This window comes from Xanthobacter cornucopiae (assembly GCF_043195065.2).
Classification (GTDB): domain Bacteria; phylum Pseudomonadota; class Alphaproteobacteria; order Rhizobiales; family Xanthobacteraceae; genus Xanthobacter.
In genome coordinates this window covers 3,131,334-3,148,714 of sequence record NZ_CM195531.1, presented here as the reverse complement: position 1 = coordinate 3,148,714, position 17,381 = coordinate 3,131,334, and the positions used below count along the sequence as shown (strand labels likewise).

Below are 17,381 nucleotides of genomic sequence, written 5' to 3'. Positions count from 1 at the left end.
TGGCTGGGACTGGTGCTGCGAGAGAGGATTGAACTCTCGACCTCTCCCTTACCAAGGGAGTGCTCTACCACTGAGCTACCGCAGCATTCCAGTTCAAAGGCGGACGGGAAAACCGTTTTGCCCTCGAACACCGGCGACGTGGTGTTCGCCGTGAGGTGGCTTCATCTGCCATATGATTTTGGACCGCGCAAGGGGCTTTCCCAGGTCCTTATGCGCTCATGTGGGGTTGGGGGGAGTTATGAACAGGTTGGGGTTTCGGGACGAGGCGTGCGGATGGGTGGGGCCGGCCGGGCCCGGGCGTGCGCATCCGCGGTCCCGGCAGGCGGCCGTTCGGCCCGCCTGGGCTGAAAAATGCGCGTCTGCCCGGCTCTTGCGCTGCGCTCGCTCCTTTTTTGCGCGTGCACATGTCTTGAGCGTTTCTTTTTCCCTCTGTAGCCTCCCGTTTCAGAGGCCAGTGCGGGGGACAGTATGGCTGCGGACAAGCCGCGCAATCAAACCATCGGTGCGGTGAGGCGGAGCTTCGCCCCCTGGACCGATCCCGACAAGAAACCGCTCATCCGTTTCGAGAACGTGGTGAAGCGATTCGGCGATTTCACCGCCGTGGACCACGTCAGCCTCGATATCTACGAGCGCGAGTTTTTCGCGCTCCTCGGTCCGTCCGGCTGCGGCAAGACCACGCTCATGCGCATGCTGGCGGGCTTCGAGGAGCCCACCGAGGGGCGGCTCACCCTGGCCGGCGAGGATCTGGTGGGCGTGCCGCCCTACCGGCGGCCGGTGAACATGATGTTCCAGTCCTACGCGCTGTTCCCGCACATGAATGTGGCGGAGAACATCGCCTTCGGCCTGAAGCAGGACAAGATGCCGAAGGCCGACATCGATGCCCGCGTGGAAGAGATGCTGAAGCTGGTGAAGCTGGAGAAGTTCGCCAAGCGCAAGCCGCACCAGCTTTCCGGCGGCCAGCGCCAGCGGGTGGCGCTGGCGCGCTCGCTGGCCAAGCGGCCAAAGGTGCTGCTGCTCGACGAGCCGCTCGGCGCGCTCGACAAGAAGCTGCGCGAGGAAACCCAGTTCGAGCTCATGGACCTGCAGATGGACCTGGGCATGACCTTTCTGATCGTCACCCACGACCAGGAGGAGGCGATGACGGTGGCCGACCGCATCGCTGTCATGAACCACGGCGTGCTGATGCAGGTGGCGCCGCCCTCGGTGATCTATGAGCAGCCGGCGTCGCGCTATGTGGCGGACTTCATCGGCGAGGTGAATTTGGTGGAGGGGCGGATTCTCTCCGCTTCCGCGGACGAAATGCGGCTGTCCTCGCCCATCACCCCGCATCCGCTGCATGTCATGCAGGGCGTGGACGCCAAGCCCGGCGACGAGGCCTGCATCGCCATCCGCCCGGAAAAGCTGCGCATTTCCCTTGAGCCGCCAGCGGACCCCTCGGTGAATTGTTTCGAGGGCGAGATCTGGGACATCGGCTACCTGGGCGACCTGTCCATCTATCACGTGGAACTGCCCTGCGGTCAGCGCATCAAGGTGTCCCAGCCGAACCTGTCGCGCGTGGTCCAGCGGCCCATCACATGGGACGACAAGGTGTGGGTGACGTTCGCGCCCCACGCCGGCGTCGTCCTCACGCGGTAGGGGAGGCGCGCATGGCCATGGCGGGCGAGAAGGGGCGGGGGCGGCTGCTGGTCATCGCCGTTCCCTATCTGTGGCTCCTGGCGCTGTTCCTGGCGCCGTTCCTCATCGTGTTCAAGATTTCGCTGTCCCAGGACGCAGTGGCGCAGCCGCCCTACACGCCGCTGCTGGACCTGTCGGAGGGCTGGACCGGCCTGACCGCCTTCCTGTCCCAGCTGTCGTTCGACAATTACCTGTATGTTCTCGATTTCTCGAACGAGTTCCTGGAGGCCTACGGCTCGTCGCTGGTGATCGCCTCGATCTCGACGGCGCTGCTGCTGCTGGTGGGCTACCCCATCGCCTATGGCATGGCGCGGGCGCCGCGGGCGGTGCAGCCCACCTTGCTGATGCTGGTGATTCTGCCATTCTGGACCTCGTTCCTGATCCGCGTCTATGCCTGGATCGGCATTCTCTCGCCGGAAGGGCTGCTCAACCAGGGGCTCATGGCCCTCGGGGTGATCTCCGAGCCGCTGGAGATCCTCAACACCGACATCGCGGTCTATATCGGCATCGTCTATTCCTATCTGCCGTTCATGGTGCTGCCGCTTTATGCGGCACTGGAGAAGCTGGACCTGACCTTGCTCGAAGCGGCTGCGGACCTCGGCTGCCCGCCGGCCAAGGCATTCTGGACCATCACCTTTCCGCTCTCCCTGCCGGGCGTGGCGGCGGGTGCGCTGCTGTGCTTCATTCCGGCGGTGGGCGAGTTCGTGATTCCGGACCTGCTCGGCGGTTCCAACACGCTGATGATCGGCAAATCGCTGTGGACCGAGTTCACCGTGAACCGTTCCTGGACCGTGTCTTCGGCGGTGGCGGTTCTGCTGCTGCTGGTGCTGGTCATTCCCATCGTCATCTATCAGAACATCCAGCAACGGGAACTGGAGGCCGGTAAATGAAAAAGGGCCTCAGCTGGTTCAACGTGACGTCCATCGCGCTGGGCTTCGCGTTCCTCTACATCCCCATCCTGCTGCTGGTGATCTATTCCTTCAACGCTTCGCGCCTGGTCACCGTGTGGGCCGGCTTCTCCACCCAGTGGTACTGGGCGCTGCTGGAGAACGAGCAGTTGATCGATGCTGCGTGGGTGACCCTGCGCATCGCCTTCTTCTCGTCTCTGGTGTCCACGGTGCTCGGCACCATGGCTGCGTTGGTTCTCACCCGCTATGGGCGGTTCACCGGGCGGACGCTGTTCTCGGGCATGATCTATGCGCCGCTTGTCATGCCGGAGGTCATTACCGGCCTGTCGCTGCTGCTGCTGTTCGTGGCGGTCAACTTCGACCGCGGCTTCTGGACGGTGCTGCTGGCCCACATCACCTTCACCATGTGCTTCGTGGCGGTGGTGGTGCAATCGCGCCTCGTCACTTTCGATCGCACCCTGGAGGAGGCGGCGCTGGACCTCGGCTGCCCGCCGTTGAAGACCTTCTTCGCCATCACCCTGCCGCTGATCCTGCCGGCGGTGGTATCGGGCTTCATGCTGGCCTTCACCCTGTCGCTGGACGACCTGGTGATCGCCAGCTTCACCACCGGTCCCGGCGCCACCACCCTGCCCATGCGCATCTATTCCCAGGTGCGCCTGGGGGTGACGCCGGAGATCAACGCGGTCTGCACCATCCTCATCGCCATCGTCACGGTGGTGGTCATCCTTGCCTCCCTGCTCACCAAGCGGGCGGAGAACCTGCGGCGGGCGGAGGAGAGGGCCGCGCTCCAGGGCTGAGCCCAAGGCGTAAACCCGGCGGCGTGGCGGCGCAGGCGCGGGCCGGGCCCCGCGCCGCTTGATCGGGCGAGGGCGGCTTGCCATAAGGTCCGCTCTTTCGTGCCGGCGTGCGGCGGCGCGGTGGTCTGACGGCTCAGGCCGAGGGGGCGGACCTGGACCGGTGATGCGATATCGGGCGGATATCAGCGGCCTGCGGGCGCTGGCGGTGAGTCCTGTGGTTCTGTTCCACGCCGACCCGGCGTTGGCGCCGGGCGGCTATGTGGGCGTCGACGTCTTTTTCGTCATATCCGGATACCTTATAACCTCCATCATCGCAGCGGACCTGGCGAAGGGGGGCTTCAGCCTTGCCCGCTTCTATGATCGGCGGGTGCGGCGCATCCTGCCGGCCTATGTGTTCATGGCGGTGGTGACCACGCTGGCGGCGCTGGTGCTGCTGACGCCGGCCATGCTGATGGGCTATGGCGACCAGCTGCGGGCCGCCTCCACCTTCCTCGCCAATCGCTATTTCCTTTCGGTCACGTCCTATTTCGGCCCGGCGGCGGAGGATCTGCCGCTGCTGCACACCTGGTCGCTGGCCATCGAGGAGCAGTTCTACCTGTTCTGGCCGCTGTTGCTGGCGGGCCTTTTCCATCGGCGGCTGCGGCGGGCTTTACCCTATGTGGTGGTCGCGATCATCGCGGTGTCGCTGGTGCTGGCGACGCGCAACGCGGTGCTGCGGCCGGCCCCCGCCTTCTTCAATTTCGGCGGCCGCATCTGGGAACTGGCCTTGGGTGCGGTGCTGGCGCTGGGCCTGCTGCCGCGCCTGAGGCGGCAGCAGGTGGCCGAGGCGCTGGCGGCGGCGGGGGTGGTCATGATCCTCGGCGCCATCGTGCTGTTCAACAAGAGCACGCTGTTTCCAGGCGCCACGGCCCTGGTGCCGACGCTCGGGGCGCTGTTCATCCTGTGGGCGGGCGAGGACGGGCGCCAGACCCGCGCCGGGCGCCTCCTCTCGGTGGCGCCGCTGGTCTGGGTGGGGCTCATCTCCTATTCGCTCTATTTGTGGCATTGGCCGCTGCTGGTGGGGCTGCGGCTGGTGGCGGGGCCGCATCCGCCGGTGGCGCAGCTGGCCGTGACGGTGGCGGCGGCGGTGGTCCTGGCGGCGGTCTCGTGGCGTTATGTGGAGGCGCCGTTCCGCCACGTGTCCTTCACCGGCCTGCGCGGCGAGCTGCGGAGCATCGGCCTCGGTGTCGCCGCCCTGGCGGTGCTGGTGGCGGTCGGCTTCGGCCTGTCCCGTGCCCAGGGCCTGCCGGGCCGGGCATCGGCGGCGGCGCTGGCGGCGGAACGGGCGGCGGCGGACCAGTGGAAGGGCACGGACCTGTGCCTGCTTGGGCCCAACCGGGCCGAGCCCCCCGCCGCCTGCCGCTTCGGCGCCGAAACTCCGGGGGCGCCGCTGATCGCCCTGTGGGGCGATTCGCTTGCCAATCATCATGCCCCGGCCCTGGACGATCTGGCGCGCCGGGCCGGCTTCGGCCTGGTGCAGATCACCAAGGCCGGCTGCTCCGCGCGCTTGCCGGACATGGAGGGCGGAGCGGGGCGCACCACCGAGGCGGGGGTGTGCGAGGCCTTCCGCGCGGCGGCGATGAAGGCGATCCTGGCCGATCCGGCGGTGCGGATCGTCGTGGTGGCTGGCAATTGGGACGCGGGCGGCCGGCTCGGCGAGGCGCTCGATTCCCTGGCGGTCGCGGTGGCCGAGATCACGGCCTCGGGTCGCGGCGTGATCGTGATGGCGCCTCCGGTGGCGTTCGCCAGCGGCGGCGGCCGCTGCGTGGCGCGCCGGCGTTTCATGGGCCTGGATGAGGCCGGATGTGACACGCCGGCGGCGGACGCGGCGCTGCGGGGCAGCGCCATCGAGCCGGCGCTCCTGGCGCTGCAGGCGGCCTCGCCGCTGGTGCGGGTGGTGATTCCCCGCGCCCGCTTCTGCGACGACACCACCTGCCGGCCGCTGATAGACGGCGCGGTGGCGATGACCGATGGCGGGCATCTGAACGTGAGCGGCTCGCTGGCGCTGCGCCCGGAGATCGGCGCCGCGCTGGAGAGCCTGCTGGCGGCGCTGCCGTCCCGGGGGCACGTCCCGTAGGGGCGGGCCGGCGGCGGGGCGGACTGCCGCTGCTGCGCCCGAGGGCAGCGAGATCGCCCGAGGGCCAGCGGGTGCGCGGTGGACGCTGTGTCGGCGGAAGCGGCGTGGGTCGGTCGGCCGCGGTGTCTGCGGGTTCAAGACCGGAGTCCACGACACCCGGCCATGTCCGGGCGCGCGAGCCGGCAAGGAGTGTCCAGCGCGACCGGCGCCGATGACGTCAGCTTCCGCGTGGCCCCGAATCCGGTGGGACGTTATCTCGCTCGGCGTCATCTCGCGCGGCGTCGTCCGGCGCGATGGCGGGAAGGGGCACTCGCCCGCATCGTCGCGCGCCGGGCGGTGCGTCAGGGGTCAGCGCCCCTCGCGCACCCAGGCGGCGGTGAGCGCGCCAAGCAGGAGCAGCAGGCCGCTGAGCCCGGCGAACACCGGGAACAGGCCGATGCCCCGCACCACCGAGACGTCGCGGGTCTTCAGTCCCATCCAGTCGTCGCCGGCCAGCCGGTCGCCGGATGAGACCTGGGCCACGCGCGGCACGTCGCCATGGAGGTCGGCGAGCCGCCACACCCCGCCGCCGGTGGCGGCCACCAGGGGCGCCAGCACCTCGCGGGTGCTGGTGACTTCGGCGAATTCCTTCGGGTTCAGCGGGCCGATGTTGGCCAGCGCCGTCAGGGGGCCGTTGGTGGCGCGCCACAGGCCCAGCTCGTCGGCCGGGGTGGTGGCGCGCCACAGGCCCGGCGCGGCCTCCTTCAGGGGCAGGGTGCGGACGGCGCCGGAAGGCGTGGTGACGATGGCCGGCGGGGCGGTATCCGCCATGGTCTGGCGTTCCACCACCAGCTCGCGCCCGGCCACCGAGAGCTTCAGCCGCTCCTCTTCCAGGTCCGGCTCTTTCATCAGCCAGTGGGAGAGGCGGCGCAGAAGGTCGATGTGCGGGCCGCCGCCCTCGTAGCCACGCGCCCACAGCCAGATGTGGTCCGAGAGCAACTGCGCCACGCGGCCCTCGCCCACCCGGTCCACCAGCAGGATGGGCTTGTCCCCCGGCGCCGCCATCAGGTCCGTGCCCGAACGGGCGGTGGTGTCGATGACGCGGAAGAAGCGGCTCCACTGGGGCGGCTCGCTCTGGGCGCCCGGCAGGTCGCGGGTCACCGGATGGCGCTTGCCGGGATTGGTGAGGCGGGGATGGAACGGCGCCTCGGTCACATCGCCGGAGGGCATGCCGGGCAGGATCTCTTCCAGCGGGGTGTTGTAGAGCGAGCCGGGCTCCACATAGTCCAGGCCGGAGGCGACCAGGACCGCGCCGCCGGCGCGCACGTAGCGCACGATATTGTCGAAATAGACCTGCGGCAGCACGCCCTGCTGGGCGTAGCGGTCGAAGATGATCAGGTCGAAATCCTTGATCTTGGTCTGGAACAGCTCGCGCGTGGGGAAGGCGATGAGCGAGAGCTCGTTGATGGGCGTGCCGTCCTGCTTCTCCGGCGGGCGCAGGATGGTGAAGTGGACGAGATCCACATTGGCGTCGCTCTTGAGCAGGTTGCGCCAGGTGCGTTCGCCGGCATTGGGCTCGCCGGACACCAGCAGCACCTTCAATTTGTCGCGGACGCCGTCAATGGCCACGGCGGTGCGGTTGTTCACGGTGGTCAGCTCGTCGGCGAGGGGCGGCACCTCGAATTCGACGATGTTGGGGCCGGCGTGGGTGATGTCCACGTCGATGCTCTCGCTGCGGCCGGCGGTGACGATGGGCCGGGCGATCTCCTCGCCGTCGCGGCGGATGGTGACGGCCACGCGCGCGCCCGGCGGCACCCCTTCGTCGGTGACGCGGAAGGTGATGGACTGCTTCTGCCCCACGATGCCGAAGCGCGGGGTCTTCTCCAGGGCGATGCGGCGGTCGCGCTCGCCCTCCTGCCCGGAGATGAGGGCATGCACGGGGGCGGAGAAGCCAAGTTGCCGGGGCGTGTCCGGGGTGTCGTGCACCCGCCCGTCGGTGATGAGGATGGCGCCCGCCACCCGTTCCGGCGGCACGTCGGCCAGGCCCGCCTCCAGCGCCGAGAACAGGCGGGTGCCATCGGTGTCGCCATTGCCGGCGTCGGCGGCGAGGGTGCGCACCTCCACCCCCGGCAGGGCGGCAAGCCGGGCGGCGAGGGCCGCGCGTGCCGCCTCGGTCTGCTGGGCGCGGGTGCCGAAGGACTGGCTGGCGCTCTTGTCCACCACCACCGCCACCACCGAGGTGAGCGGCTCGCGCTCCTCGCGGGTGAGGGAGGGGTTGGCCAGGGCCAGCAGGCCCACCAGCAGCGCCAAAGCGCGGAATGCGGCCCCGCGGGTGCGGGTGGCCAGCAGCAGCAGCGCCAGCCCCAGCGCGAGGGCGCCGAGCACCGCCAGCAGGGGCCAGGAGACGAAGGGGGCGAAGGAGAGGCCGTAGCTCATGTCAGGCCCCACGGGTCCGGGCGCGCGTCATTGCCCCAGCCTTTCGAGAAGGGCGGGTACGTGCACCTGGTCGGCCTTGTAGTTGCCGGTCAGCACGTACATCACCATGTTGGCGCCGGCGCGGAAGGCGATCTCGCGCTGGCGCGGCTCACCGGGGGTCAGCGGCAGCAGCGGCTCGCCGGCGCGGCTCACCGCCCAGGCACCCGCCAGGTCGTTGGCGGTGATGATGACGGGGGAGACGCCGTCGCCGGCCCGGGCCGGCCGGTCGGTCTCGTCGCCGGGCGGCAGGGCCTCCACCCAGGTGGTGCCGCCGGTGAAGCGGCCGGGGAAGTCCTTCAGCAGGTAGAAGGCCTTGGTGAGCACGTGGTCGCGCGGCACCGGGGCCAGCTCGGGAATGTCCAGGCCGGCGAGGATCTCGCGCAGCCGCGCGCCCGCCGGCGTCAGTGGCGCCCCGGCGGTGCCGCCGCCCTCGATGGCGTCGCGGGTGTCGAAGATCACGGTGCCGCCCTGCTTCATGTAGGCGTCGAGCCGCGCCAGCGCCGCCGGCGGCGGCATCGGGCTGTCGGCGACGATCGGCCAGTAGATGACCGGGAAGAAGGCGAGCTCGTCCTTGCCGAGGTCCACCCCCATGGCCTCCCCCGCCTGCAGGGCGGTGCGCTGGCCGAGGAAGGCGGCAAGGCCGCTGAGGCCGGCGCGGGAAATCTCGTCCACCTCGCCGTTGCCGGTGAGCACATAGGCGAAGCGGGTCTGTCCGGTGGCCTGGAGCGCGAAGGCGTCGTCGCCGGCCCGCGCCGGGTCCGGCGCGGCCAGCCCGCCAAGGGCCAGAGCCGCCAGCAGCGCCGCCGCTCCGGCCCGCCGCCCGCCCAGGCGGGAGAGGCCGCCGGCCAGGGCGAGCACCGCCAGGGCGTCGAGCAGCAGCAGCACCATGGCTGCCACCAGCACCGGCCCGCGCAGGTCGCGCGGCGCGCTCTCCCGCAGGGGCTCGACCTTAAGGCCGAGGGCGGCGAAGTCGAGCGCCTTGGGGGCATCGGCCGGCAGCAAGGCGTTCACGGCCACCAGCCCGTCGGGGGGGCCATAGAAGCCGGGCGGATGGTCGGCATCGGCGCGGCCGGTGAAATCGGCGGGGATGGCCCGGGCGGTGGGGCCGGGCGGCTGGAAGGCGCCGAAGCCGTCCAGCACCCGGGCGGGCGCGAGGTTTACGGCCTCCGGCCGGGCGAGGCCGCGCGCCGTGTCGGCGGGGGCGGCATCCGGGGCAGACGGGGTATCGGACAGGGCGATGACGCGGCGGAGCATGTCCACGAAGGTGCCAGACAGGGGCAGGTTCGACCAGGAGGTGTCGGCGGTGACATGGAACAGCACCAGCGCCCCCTTGCCGATGCGGGTGCCGGTGACCAGCGGGGTGCCGTCCTTCAGCGTCGCCCAGGTGTGGTCGCCGAGGCTGGCGTCGGGTTCGGCAAGCACCTGGCGGGGCACGCTGACGTCGGCGGGTGCCTTCATGTCGCGGAACGGCCCCTCGGCGGTGAGCGCCCCCAGCGGCTGCGGCGTTTCCCAGGACAGGGAGCCGCCGAGCACCCGGCCGCCCCGCCGCAGCTTCACCGGCAGCAGGTCGTCCTGGGCGTTGGCGAGGCGCGGTCCGGCGAAGCGGACCAGCACGCCGCCATCGGCGACGAACCTGGCCAGCCGCGCCCGGGTGGCCGGGGGAATGGTGCCGACATCCGGCAGCAGCAGCACCGGCAGGCGCTGTTCCAGGAAGCGGTTGATGTTCTCGATCGCCGATCCGGTTTCCGCGACGCGCAGGTCGGCATAGGGCGCCAGCGCCCGCGTGAGGTAATAGGTGGGGGCCAGCAGGGGCTGGCCGGTGTCCGTGGAGGTGCCGGAGACGATGCCCACGGTGCGCCGCCGCCAGCTCCGGTCGATGAGCTGGGTCGCGCCCGCCGAGCGCTCGCCGACGATGTCGAGGCGGGCGATCTCGTTGCGGATCTCCACCGGCAGCGGGAACCGCGCCTCGGTGGCGGCCGCTCCTTCGGGAAAGGTGAAGGGCGCCTCGGCCAGGGTCAGGCCGCGCATGTCCCGGGCCTCCACGCGGCCGGCGCGGGGGGCGCCGCCGCTGGGGCGCAGGGCCTTCACGGTGAGCGCGTCGGCGCCGTTGTCCGGCGCAGCGAGGGCGAGCGGTGCCGCGGTGCCGCCGCTGACCACCAGGACGCCGGCATCCTTCACCGGCGCCAGGGCGGCCGCGAGGTCGGCGTCGGCGCCCATGTCCACGCCGTCGGAGAGGAATACGAGGCCGGCGCGAGGCTCGGCCGCGCGCATCCGGGCGGCCAGGGCGAAGGCGGCGGCGCGGGCCGGGGCGTAGGGCACCGGGGTGAGCGAGCGCAGACGGTCGCGGGCGGCGGAGGGGGTGAGAAGGGTGGCCTCGCGCGGCACGTCGCCGGTGGGAATGAGGGCGACGCCGTGTCCGGCGCCGTCGGCCTGGTCGATGAGGGCGCCGGCGGCGGCCATGCGCGCCTCCCACTGGCCGGCGGCCGGCCAGCCCTGGTCGATCACCAGCAGCAGCGGGCCGCTGGCGGCCGGGTCCGCCGCCGGCGGGTTCCAGACCGGGCCGGCGGCAGCAAGGATGACGAGTGCCGCCAGCAGCATCCTGAGCGCGGTGAGCCACCAGGGGGTGCGCGCGGCGCTCTCTTCCTTGGGCTTGATCTCGAACAGCAGCCGCGTGGGTGGGAAGGCGACGGCGCGCGGCTTGGGCGGCACCACCCGCAGCACGTACCACAGGAGCGGCAGCGCCAGCAGCGCGGTGAGCAGCAGCGGAGCGGCGAAGGCGAGGGGCAGGCCGAGCATCAGTGGGGCCCTCCGGCGCCGGCGGGACCCATGCGCGTGTGCAGGGCGAGCAGCAGCGCGCTGGCGGGCCGGTCGGTGCGGTGCACGATGAAGCTCCAGCCGTGGCGCGCGGCACAGGCGCGGATGCGGGCGCGGTGCTCCGCCAGCTTCAGCTCGTAGTCGGCGCGCCAGCTCTCGGCGCGGCCCACGGTCAGCCGTTCGCCGCCCTCGGGATCGCTGAAGGCGATGCGGCCGGAGAACGGAAAGGTCTCCTCCGCCGGGTCGACGATCTGCACCACATGGCCGCGTGCGCCGCCGGAGGCCAGGGCCTCCACGCGCGCCGCCACTTCGGTGGCCGGGGTCCAGAAGTCGCCGAGCAACACCACCTCGGCGGTGGGGGCGGGGGCGAACGCCGGCGGCAGGCTGGCCGGCCGCGCCGGTGCCAGTGCCAGCGTTTCCGCCATGCGCTCGACGATGCGCCGGTCGGCGGAGGGGGACATCAGGCCGGGCACGCCCACCCGCTCGCCGCCGCGCACCAGCAGGTCGGCGAGGGCGAAGGCCACCACCAGCGCCCGCTCGCGCTTGGGCGGGTGGCGGCCGGTGGCATAGTCCATGGAGGGGGAGAGGTCGGGCCAGATCCACACGGTGTGGGCGGCCTCCCATTCACGCTCGCGCACATAGAGATGGTCGTCGCGGGCCGAGCGCCGCCAGTCCACCCGGGCGGCCGGCTCGCCGCCGAGGAAGCGGCGGTATTGCCAGAAATTCTCGCCGATGCCGGAGCGGCGGCGGCCGTGCAGGCCGTGGGCCACGCTGGAGGCGATGCGCCGGGCGTCCAGCACCAGGCGCGGCATGGCCGCGACCAGCCGCGCCGCCTGCAGGGCGGCGTCGGTCATGGACGGGGAGGCGGGAGACGGTTCAGCCACGATGTTCTGGGTCCAGAGCCGGTCAGCCGAGCCGCTGCGCCAGCCGGCGGATGATGTGAGGCACGCTCTCGCCCTCGGCGCGGGCGGCGAAGGTCAGCGCCATGCGGTGCTTCAGCACCGGTTCGGCCAGCGCCACCACATCGTCCACGGAGGGGGCGAAGCGCCCGTCCAGCAGGGCGCGGGCGCGCACCGCCAGCATCAGCGCCTGGGAGGCGCGCGGGCCCGGGCCCCAGGCGATGAAGCGCTGTTCGGGCCCCTCGGCGCCGGGCCGGGCGGCGCGCACCAGGGTCAGGATCGCCTCCACCACTGATTCGCCCACCGGCAGGCGCCGCACCAGGCGCTGGGCGGCCAGCAGGTCGTCCACGCTCATGGCGGCACGGGCCCTGCTTTCCTCCGCCCCGGTGGTCTCGAACAGGATGCGCCGCTCGGCCTCGCGGTCGGGATAGTCCACGTCGATCTGCATCAGGAAGCGGTCGAGCTGGGCCTCTGGCAGGGGATAGGTGCCTTCCTGCTCCAGCGGGTTCTGGGTGGCGAGCACGTGGAACGGCCGGGGCAGGTCGTGGCGCTCGCCGGCCACCGTCACGTGATATTCCTGCATCGCCTGCAGCAGCGCCGACTGGGTGCGCGGCGAGGCGCGGTTGATCTCGTCGGCCATCAGCAGCTGGGCGAAGATGGGGCCGCGGATGAAGCGGAAGGCGCGCTGGCCGCCCGCCGTCTCCTCCAGCACTTCCGAGCCGAGGATGTCGGAGGGCATGAGGTCGGGCGTGAACTGCACGCGGCGGGCGTCGAGGCCCAGCACCGTGCCCAGCGTCTCCACCAATTTGGTCTTGGCGAGGCCCGGCACGCCCACCAGCAGCGCATGGCCGCCGGACAGAATGGTGATGAGCGCCCGCTCCACCACCGCCTCCTGGCCGAAGATGACGGCGGCGATGCCGGCTTTGGCCGCCCTCACATGGCCGGCGGCGGTTTCCGCGTTGCGGACAATCATCTGGTCGAGGTCGAAAGTCTCGCCGGCAGCCGACATTACCACGTCTCCGTGCACCACTTTCATCGGGCGCGCATGGCCCAGAGGCTGGCCGCAAAAAGCGGCCATAAAACGCCCGGCGCGCCCGCCGGCCCGCGATCCGGGCCGTCGTCCGGATTTCGCCGTGCAAAGGCCACGCCATCCGGATACAGAGCTTACGATAAGATTGTGTTCCGTCTAATCGTTGAGATGCGCAAGCGGGCGGGTTCATCTCACGTCATCGCGAGGACGAGACCATGGTGGGCGGGGACGGGGGTGAAACCCTTCCGCAGATTGGGACGGCGCCCCTCGCTGCCGATCGCTCCGGGCGCCTGGAGGCGCTGATGGCCGCAGCGCGCGCCGCCGGCGGCGACGGGCCGGCGCGGGGACCGGCGCCGCTGGAGCTGTGGAATCCGCCCGATTGCGGCGACATGGATCTGCGAATCGCCGCCGACGGCACCTGGTTCTACATGGGCACCCCCATCGGCCGGCCGGCGCTGGTGCGCCTGTTCGCCTCGGTGCTGACCCGGGAGGGCGCGCGCTTCGTGCTGAAGACGCCGGTGGAGAAGATCGGCATCACCGTGGACGACGCCCCCTTCCTGGCGGTGGAGATGGCGCAGGAGGAGGGCGCCGACGGGCGCACCCTGGTGTTCCGCACCAATCTCGACGATCTCGTGCGCTGCGGCCCCGCGCACGCCCTGCGGTTCGCCCCCGGGGGGCGGGACGGCGCGTTCGTGCCTTATGTGCATGTGCGGCGCGGGCTGGAGGCGCGCCTGACCCGGGCCGCCGCACTGGATCTCGTCGCCAGCGGCGAGGTGCGGGCGGTGGCGGGGCGGGAGATGTTCGGCATCGCCTCGGGCGGCGCCTTCTTCCCGATCCTGCCGGCGGACGAGCTGGACCGCCTCGCCTCATGAGCGCCGCCGCCTGCAGCGATGCGCCGGCCGGCAGCGGCCTTGCCGATTTCCTGGCCCGGGCCGCCCGCGGCCTGTCGCCCGCGCCGCCGCCATTCTACACCGAGGGGACCCTGGGCGCGGTCAATGGCGATCATGCCCTTCAGCCGAGCCTCGAGGGGCTGGCGCCATCGACGCCGCCCCGGCACGCGGCGGTGCTGGTGCCCATCGTGGCGCGGCCCGACCCCGCGGTGCTGCTGACCCTGCGTTCGGCGCGGCTGTCCAACCACGCCGGCCAGATCGCCTTTCCCGGTGGCCGGGTGGACCCGCAGGACGCCGACGAGAAGGCCGCCGCCCTGCGCGAGGCCAGGGAGGAGGTGGGGCTTGAGGCCGGCCTGGTGCGGCACCTGGGCTATCTCGACGGCTACCTGTCCGGCACCGGCTTCTGGATCGTGCCGGTGGTGGGGCTGGTGGACCCGGCCTATGTGCTGACCCTCAATCCGGCCGAGGTGGACGAAGCCTTCGAGGTACCGCTCGACTTTCTCATGACGCCGGCCAACCACCAGCGCCAGTCGCGCAAATGGCAAGGCACGCTGCGCCATTATTATGCCATGCCGTACGAGGGTCGCTTCATCTGGGGCGCCACCGCCGGCATGCTGCGCAACCTCTATGAACGGGTCTATGCCTGATGCTGCGCACCGTGCTGGTCGAACTGGCGCTGTTCCTCACTCCGTTCGTGCTCTATGGCGCTCTGCTCATCGCCACCAAGGGCTCGGTGGTGCCGGAGCACTGGTCGCCCCGCGCCCTGGCGGCGCTGGCGGCGGCAGCCGTGGCGCTGGTGGCGCTGGGCTTGGTGGTGTTCGAGGGCGGGCGCGCGGCTCCGCCCGGTAGCCGCTACATTCCCGCCGAGACCCGTGACGGCGTGTTCGTGCCGGGGCATTTCGAATGAGCGGGCGGTCGCTCGCCGGTGCCGATTTCTGGACGCGGCCCGGCCTCGGGGCGGTGCTCGCGGCGCTGAACGGCGCCGGTGAGGAGGCGCGGGTGGTGGGCGGGGCGGTGCGCAACACCCTGCTGGGCTTGCCGGTGACCGACGTGGACATCGCCACCACCGCCGTGCCGCAGGAGGTGACGGCGCGGGTGCGACGGGCCGGGCTGAAGGCGGTGCCCACGGGCATCGCGCATGGCACCGTGACGGTGGTGGCCGACGGCGAGGCCTACGAGGTCACCACCCTGCGCGAGGACATGGAGACCGACGGCCGGCGGGCGGTGGTGCGCTTCGGCCGCAGCTGGGCGCATGACGCGGCCCGGCGGGACTTCACCATCAATGCGCTCTATGTGGATGCCGATGGCGCGGTGATCGACCTGGTGGGGGGGCTGGCGGATCTGGCGGCGCGGCGGGTGCGGTTCATCGGCGACGCGGACGCCCGCATCCGGGAGGATTACCTGCGCATCCTGCGGCTGTTCCGTTTCCATGCCGCCTATGGCCGTGGCCCGGTCGATGCCGCCGCCCTCGGTGCCGCCGTCCGGGCGCGCGGCGGGCTCAGGGGCCTGTCCCACGAGCGGGTGCGGGCTGAACTGTTAAAGCTGCTGCTGGCCCCCGGCGCCCCGGCGACACTTGAGGTGATGAGCGACAGCGGGCTGGTGCAGCCGCTGCTGGCCGGGATCGCCGACGTGGGCGCCTTCACCCGTCTCGCGGCCGGCGAGGGTGCGAACGCCGTGGTGGGCGATCCCATCCGCCGGCTGGCGGCGCTGGCGTTGCGGGTGGCCGACGACGTGCCGCGGCTGCGCGACAAGCTGCGCCTGTCCAACGCGGAGGCCCGGCGCCTGGCGGCCCTCGCCGCCGCCGATCCGGCGTTGCCCGCCGTCGGCGCCCCGGCCGCGGAACTTCGCGCCTTCGTCTATCGCGCCGGGCTCCAGGCGGCGCTCGATCGCGCGCTGCTGGCGGCGGCATGGGGACGGGGCGACAGGGGGCCGCTGGTTCGGCTCATCGGCGCCTGGACGCCGCCGCGCCTTCCGGTCACGGCCTCGGCGCTCATGGCGCAGGGCCTGAAGCCCGGCCCGGCCCTGGGGCGGGCCCTGGTGGCGGTGGAGGCAGCCTGGATCGCCGCGGACTTTCCGCTGGACTCCGCCGCCTGCGCGGCACTTGTGCGGGATGTGCTGCGACCGCCCGCCGGGGCCGGCTGACGCCAGGGCCTGCGCCCCAGTGTCGCGGGCCTCGCTTCAGGTCCGCCGGTACGCGACCAAGGGCCTTGCGCGACCGTGCTCAGGGCCTTTGGCTGAGGCCCTTGCACGAAAAGCAGCGTGGGGGCCGCAGGTCGTATGCCACAGTGTCAGGCTGGCCCGAATTCATGCCGGAAGCCCTCGGAACACCCGCTCCGATCCGCCGCCGCAACCGCGCCATCGCACAGGCCCGGCCAGCGAGGCCGAGGCGGCAAACCGGCGTGGCTCATAGACCAGTGTGGCCGTGGACCGGCGTGGCTCAGGGCCGGCTACGGGCGGCTGGCCCGAGTGTCGGGCGTGTCCGCGCGCGGCCCGCGACTCCAACGGGGCCGAGGCCGCTGTTCCCCGGCCGCCGCGTGGCGGCCAGGGCAGAGCGGCTCAATCCTCGTCTTCCTCGGTGTCGTCTTCTTCCTCGACCTCGAACTCGGTCAGGTCGATGGTCTCCAGCGCCACCGAGGGCAGGGCCTGGGTGCGGAACTCGCCGTCTTCCTCGGCGTACCACACCACCTTCACCTCCTGCTCCGTCGCCTCGACCACGGTCAGGGCCGGGCTTCCGGACTTGAGCTGAACGATGTCCCCGGGCTCGAACGCCATGACTTGTTTCTCCGATTCCGGCGCGCGATGCGCCACGCTCCTGCTTATCTCAGCTTGATGACGCCGTCATCACGGCCATTTCACAACCGGTGGCATGGAGGAGAGAATGGAATCCACATTGCCCCCCGTCTTCAGGCCGAAGATGGTGCCCCGGTCGTAGAGCAGGTTGAATTCCACATAGCGCCCGCGCCGGATGAGCTGCTCCTCGCGCTCCTCCGCCCCCCAGGGGGTGACCATGTTGGCGCGCACCAGCCTTGGATAGATGTCGAGGAAGGCCAGCCCCACGTCGCGGGTGAAGGCGAAGTCGTCCTCGAAGCCGCCGGTGCCGTGGGCGGCGCTATCGAGATAATCGTAGAAGATCCCGCCGATGCCGCGCATCTCGTTGCGGTGCTTCAGGAAGAAATATTCGTCGCACCACGCCTTGTAGCGGTCGTAGTCGGCCACCTTGTGCGGGGCGCAGGCGGCCGCCATGGCGGCATGGAAGGCGCGGGTGTCGGCATCCTCCTGGGTGCGGCGCCGGGCCAGCACCGGGGTGAGGTCGGCGCCGCCGCCGAACCAGGCCTTGGTGGTCACCACGAAGCGGGTGTTCATGTGCACCGCCGGCACATGGGGGCTGGCCATGTGGGCGATGAGCGAGAGGCCGGAGGCCCAGAAGCGCGGGTCCTCGGCGGCGCCCGGAATCTGGCCGCGGAATTCAGGCGCGAACTCGCCGAACACGGTGGAGGTGTGCACGCCCACCTTCTCGAACAGCCGCCCGCGCATGAGCGCCATGGTACCGCCGCCGCCGGGCGCGCCGGTGTGGTCGGTGCGGGCCCAGGGGGTCCGGGTGAAGCGGCCGGCCTCGGCGCCATAAAGCTCCGGCGCGGCCTCGTCCTCCAGGGCCTCGAACGCGGCGAGGATGCGCGTCTGCAAGGTCTCGAACCAGGCCTTGGCGCGGGCCTGGCGATCGGCGAGGGCGGGTTCGGTGGCCGCGAGCGGGGCAGTCTCGGTGGTCATGGGCTTTCCATCGGCGTCCGCGCGGACGCGC

14 protein-coding genes and 1 tRNA gene are annotated in these 17,381 nt (G+C 71.4%); 8 read left to right on the top strand and 7 right to left on the bottom strand.

Annotated features, from left to right (window positions below; all coding sequences use genetic code 11):
- Positions 1 to 10: 10 nt before the first annotated feature.
- Positions 11 to 85: transfer RNA gene (locus tag V5F53_RS13855), tRNA-Thr, on the bottom strand.
- Between the two features lie 383 nt (positions 86 to 468).
- On the opposite strand from V5F53_RS13855, the gene V5F53_RS13850 reads away from it, so the two are divergent.
- From V5F53_RS13850 to V5F53_RS13835, 4 genes are all read left to right on the top strand, one after another.
- On the top strand, positions 469 to 1,635 hold the full coding sequence (locus V5F53_RS13850) for an ABC transporter ATP-binding protein (protein WP_393995271.1): 1,167 nt from the start codon (positions 469 to 471) through the stop codon (positions 1,633 to 1,635).
- 11 nt (positions 1,636 to 1,646) lie between these two features.
- On the top strand, positions 1,647 to 2,564 hold the full coding sequence (locus V5F53_RS13845) for an ABC transporter permease subunit (protein WP_393995272.1): 918 nt from the start codon (positions 1,647 to 1,649) through the stop codon (positions 2,562 to 2,564).
- Positions 2,561 to 3,379, top strand: a complete 819-nt coding sequence (locus V5F53_RS13840; protein WP_393995273.1) for an ABC transporter permease — start codon at positions 2,561 to 2,563, stop codon at positions 3,377 to 3,379. The genes V5F53_RS13845 and V5F53_RS13840 overlap by 4 nt, the downstream gene beginning before the upstream one ends.
- 163 nt (positions 3,380 to 3,542) lie before the next feature.
- Positions 3,543 to 5,495 (top strand): acyltransferase family protein, encoded by a 1,953-nt coding sequence (locus V5F53_RS13835; protein ID WP_393995420.1) that lies wholly within the window; start codon positions 3,543 to 3,545, stop codon positions 5,493 to 5,495.
- A gap of 348 nt (positions 5,496 to 5,843) precedes the next feature.
- Here V5F53_RS13835 and V5F53_RS13830 read toward each other — a convergent pair whose 3' ends face one another.
- The 4 genes from V5F53_RS13830 to V5F53_RS13815 are packed head-to-tail and all read right to left on the bottom strand — an operon-like array spanning position 5,844 to position 12,671.
- The gene (locus V5F53_RS13830) at positions 5,844 to 7,910 is read right to left on the bottom strand and encodes a hypothetical protein (RefSeq protein ID WP_393995274.1); all 2,067 of its coding nucleotides are present in this window, start codon (positions 7,908 to 7,910) and stop codon (positions 5,844 to 5,846) included.
- 27 nt (positions 7,911 to 7,937) lie between these two features.
- On the bottom strand, positions 7,938 to 10,745 hold the full coding sequence (locus V5F53_RS13825; RefSeq protein ID WP_393995275.1) for a DUF4159 domain-containing protein: 2,808 nt from the start codon (positions 10,743 to 10,745) through the stop codon (positions 7,938 to 7,940).
- The gene (locus tag V5F53_RS13820) at positions 10,745 to 11,617 is read right to left on the bottom strand and encodes a DUF58 domain-containing protein (protein WP_393995421.1); all 873 of its coding nucleotides are present in this window, start codon (positions 11,615 to 11,617) and stop codon (positions 10,745 to 10,747) included. The genes V5F53_RS13825 and V5F53_RS13820 overlap by 1 nt, the downstream gene beginning before the upstream one ends.
- Before the next feature lie 52 nt (positions 11,618 to 11,669).
- The gene (locus V5F53_RS13815) at positions 11,670 to 12,671 is read right to left on the bottom strand and encodes an AAA family ATPase (RefSeq protein WP_393995276.1); all 1,002 of its coding nucleotides are present in this window, start codon (positions 12,669 to 12,671) and stop codon (positions 11,670 to 11,672) included.
- Between the two features lie 236 nt (positions 12,672 to 12,907).
- Between V5F53_RS13815 and V5F53_RS13810 the strand changes: the two genes are divergently transcribed.
- Genes V5F53_RS13810 through V5F53_RS13795 form a run of 4 tightly spaced genes read left to right on the top strand, consistent with a single transcriptional unit; the run spans position 12,908 to position 15,724 of the window.
- Complete coding sequence (locus V5F53_RS13810) at positions 12,908 to 13,564, top strand: DUF1285 domain-containing protein (RefSeq protein ID WP_445329438.1); 657 nt, start codon at positions 12,908 to 12,910, stop codon at positions 13,562 to 13,564.
- Positions 13,561 to 14,229, top strand: a complete 669-nt coding sequence (locus V5F53_RS13805; protein ID WP_393995278.1) for a CoA pyrophosphatase — start codon at positions 13,561 to 13,563, stop codon at positions 14,227 to 14,229. Before V5F53_RS13810 ends, V5F53_RS13805 begins: the two co-directional genes overlap by 4 nt.
- Complete coding sequence (locus V5F53_RS13800) at positions 14,229 to 14,489, top strand: DUF6111 family protein (protein WP_393995279.1); 261 nt, start codon at positions 14,229 to 14,231, stop codon at positions 14,487 to 14,489. Before V5F53_RS13805 ends, V5F53_RS13800 begins: the two co-directional genes overlap by 1 nt.
- Positions 14,486 to 15,724 (top strand): CCA tRNA nucleotidyltransferase, encoded by a 1,239-nt coding sequence (locus V5F53_RS13795; protein WP_393995280.1) that lies wholly within the window; start codon positions 14,486 to 14,488, stop codon positions 15,722 to 15,724. The genes V5F53_RS13800 and V5F53_RS13795 overlap by 4 nt, the downstream gene beginning before the upstream one ends.
- Before the next feature lie 414 nt (positions 15,725 to 16,138).
- Here V5F53_RS13795 and V5F53_RS13790 read toward each other — a convergent pair whose 3' ends face one another.
- Both V5F53_RS13790 and hemF read right to left on the bottom strand, forming a co-directional pair.
- A complete protein-coding gene (locus V5F53_RS13790) occupies positions 16,139 to 16,354 on the bottom strand; it encodes a YodC family protein (protein WP_393995281.1) in 216 nt (71 codons plus the stop codon).
- Positions 16,355 to 16,423: 69 nt separating this feature from the next.
- A complete protein-coding gene (gene hemF / locus V5F53_RS13785) occupies positions 16,424 to 17,350 on the bottom strand; it encodes an oxygen-dependent coproporphyrinogen oxidase (protein ID WP_393995282.1) in 927 nt (308 codons plus the stop codon).
- Between the last annotated feature and the right edge of the window lie 31 nt (positions 17,351 to 17,381).

What these genes read in the sequence shown, in the direction of transcription:
- V5F53_RS13850 (WP_393995271.1), top strand. Translation starts at nt 469, where the DNA reads ATGGCTGCGGACAAGCCGCGCAATCAAACCATCGGTGCGGTGAGGCGG.
- V5F53_RS13845 (WP_393995272.1), top strand. Translation starts at nt 1,647, where the DNA reads ATGGCCATGGCGGGCGAGAAGGGGCGGGGGCGGCTGCTGGTCATCGCC.
- V5F53_RS13840 (WP_393995273.1), top strand. Translation starts at nt 2,561, where the DNA reads ATGAAAAAGGGCCTCAGCTGGTTCAACGTGACGTCCATCGCGCTGGGC.
- V5F53_RS13835 (WP_393995420.1), top strand. Translation starts at nt 3,543, where the DNA reads ATGCGATATCGGGCGGATATCAGCGGCCTGCGGGCGCTGGCGGTGAGT.
- V5F53_RS13830 (WP_393995274.1), bottom strand. Translation starts at nt 7,910, where the DNA reads ATGAGCTACGGCCTCTCCTTCGCCCCCTTCGTCTCCTGGCCCCTGCTG.
- V5F53_RS13825 (WP_393995275.1), bottom strand. Translation starts at nt 10,745, where the DNA reads ATGCTCGGCCTGCCCCTCGCCTTCGCCGCTCCGCTGCTGCTCACCGCG.
- V5F53_RS13820 (WP_393995421.1), bottom strand. Translation starts at nt 11,617, where the DNA reads ATGACCGACGCCGCCCTGCAGGCGGCGCGGCTGGTCGCGGCCATGCCG.
- V5F53_RS13815 (WP_393995276.1), bottom strand. Translation starts at nt 12,671, where the DNA reads ATGTCGGCTGCCGGCGAGACTTTCGACCTCGACCAGATGATTGTCCGC.
- V5F53_RS13810 (WP_445329438.1), top strand. Translation starts at nt 12,908, where the DNA reads ATGGTGGGCGGGGACGGGGGTGAAACCCTTCCGCAGATTGGGACGGCG.
- V5F53_RS13805 (WP_393995278.1), top strand. Translation starts at nt 13,561, where the DNA reads ATGAGCGCCGCCGCCTGCAGCGATGCGCCGGCCGGCAGCGGCCTTGCC.
- V5F53_RS13800 (WP_393995279.1), top strand. Translation starts at nt 14,229, where the DNA reads ATGCTGCGCACCGTGCTGGTCGAACTGGCGCTGTTCCTCACTCCGTTC.
- V5F53_RS13795 (WP_393995280.1), top strand. Translation starts at nt 14,486, where the DNA reads ATGAGCGGGCGGTCGCTCGCCGGTGCCGATTTCTGGACGCGGCCCGGC.
- V5F53_RS13790 (WP_393995281.1), bottom strand. Translation starts at nt 16,354, where the DNA reads ATGGCGTTCGAGCCCGGGGACATCGTTCAGCTCAAGTCCGGAAGCCCG.
- hemF (WP_393995282.1), bottom strand. Translation starts at nt 17,350, where the DNA reads ATGACCACCGAGACTGCCCCGCTCGCGGCCACCGAACCCGCCCTCGCC.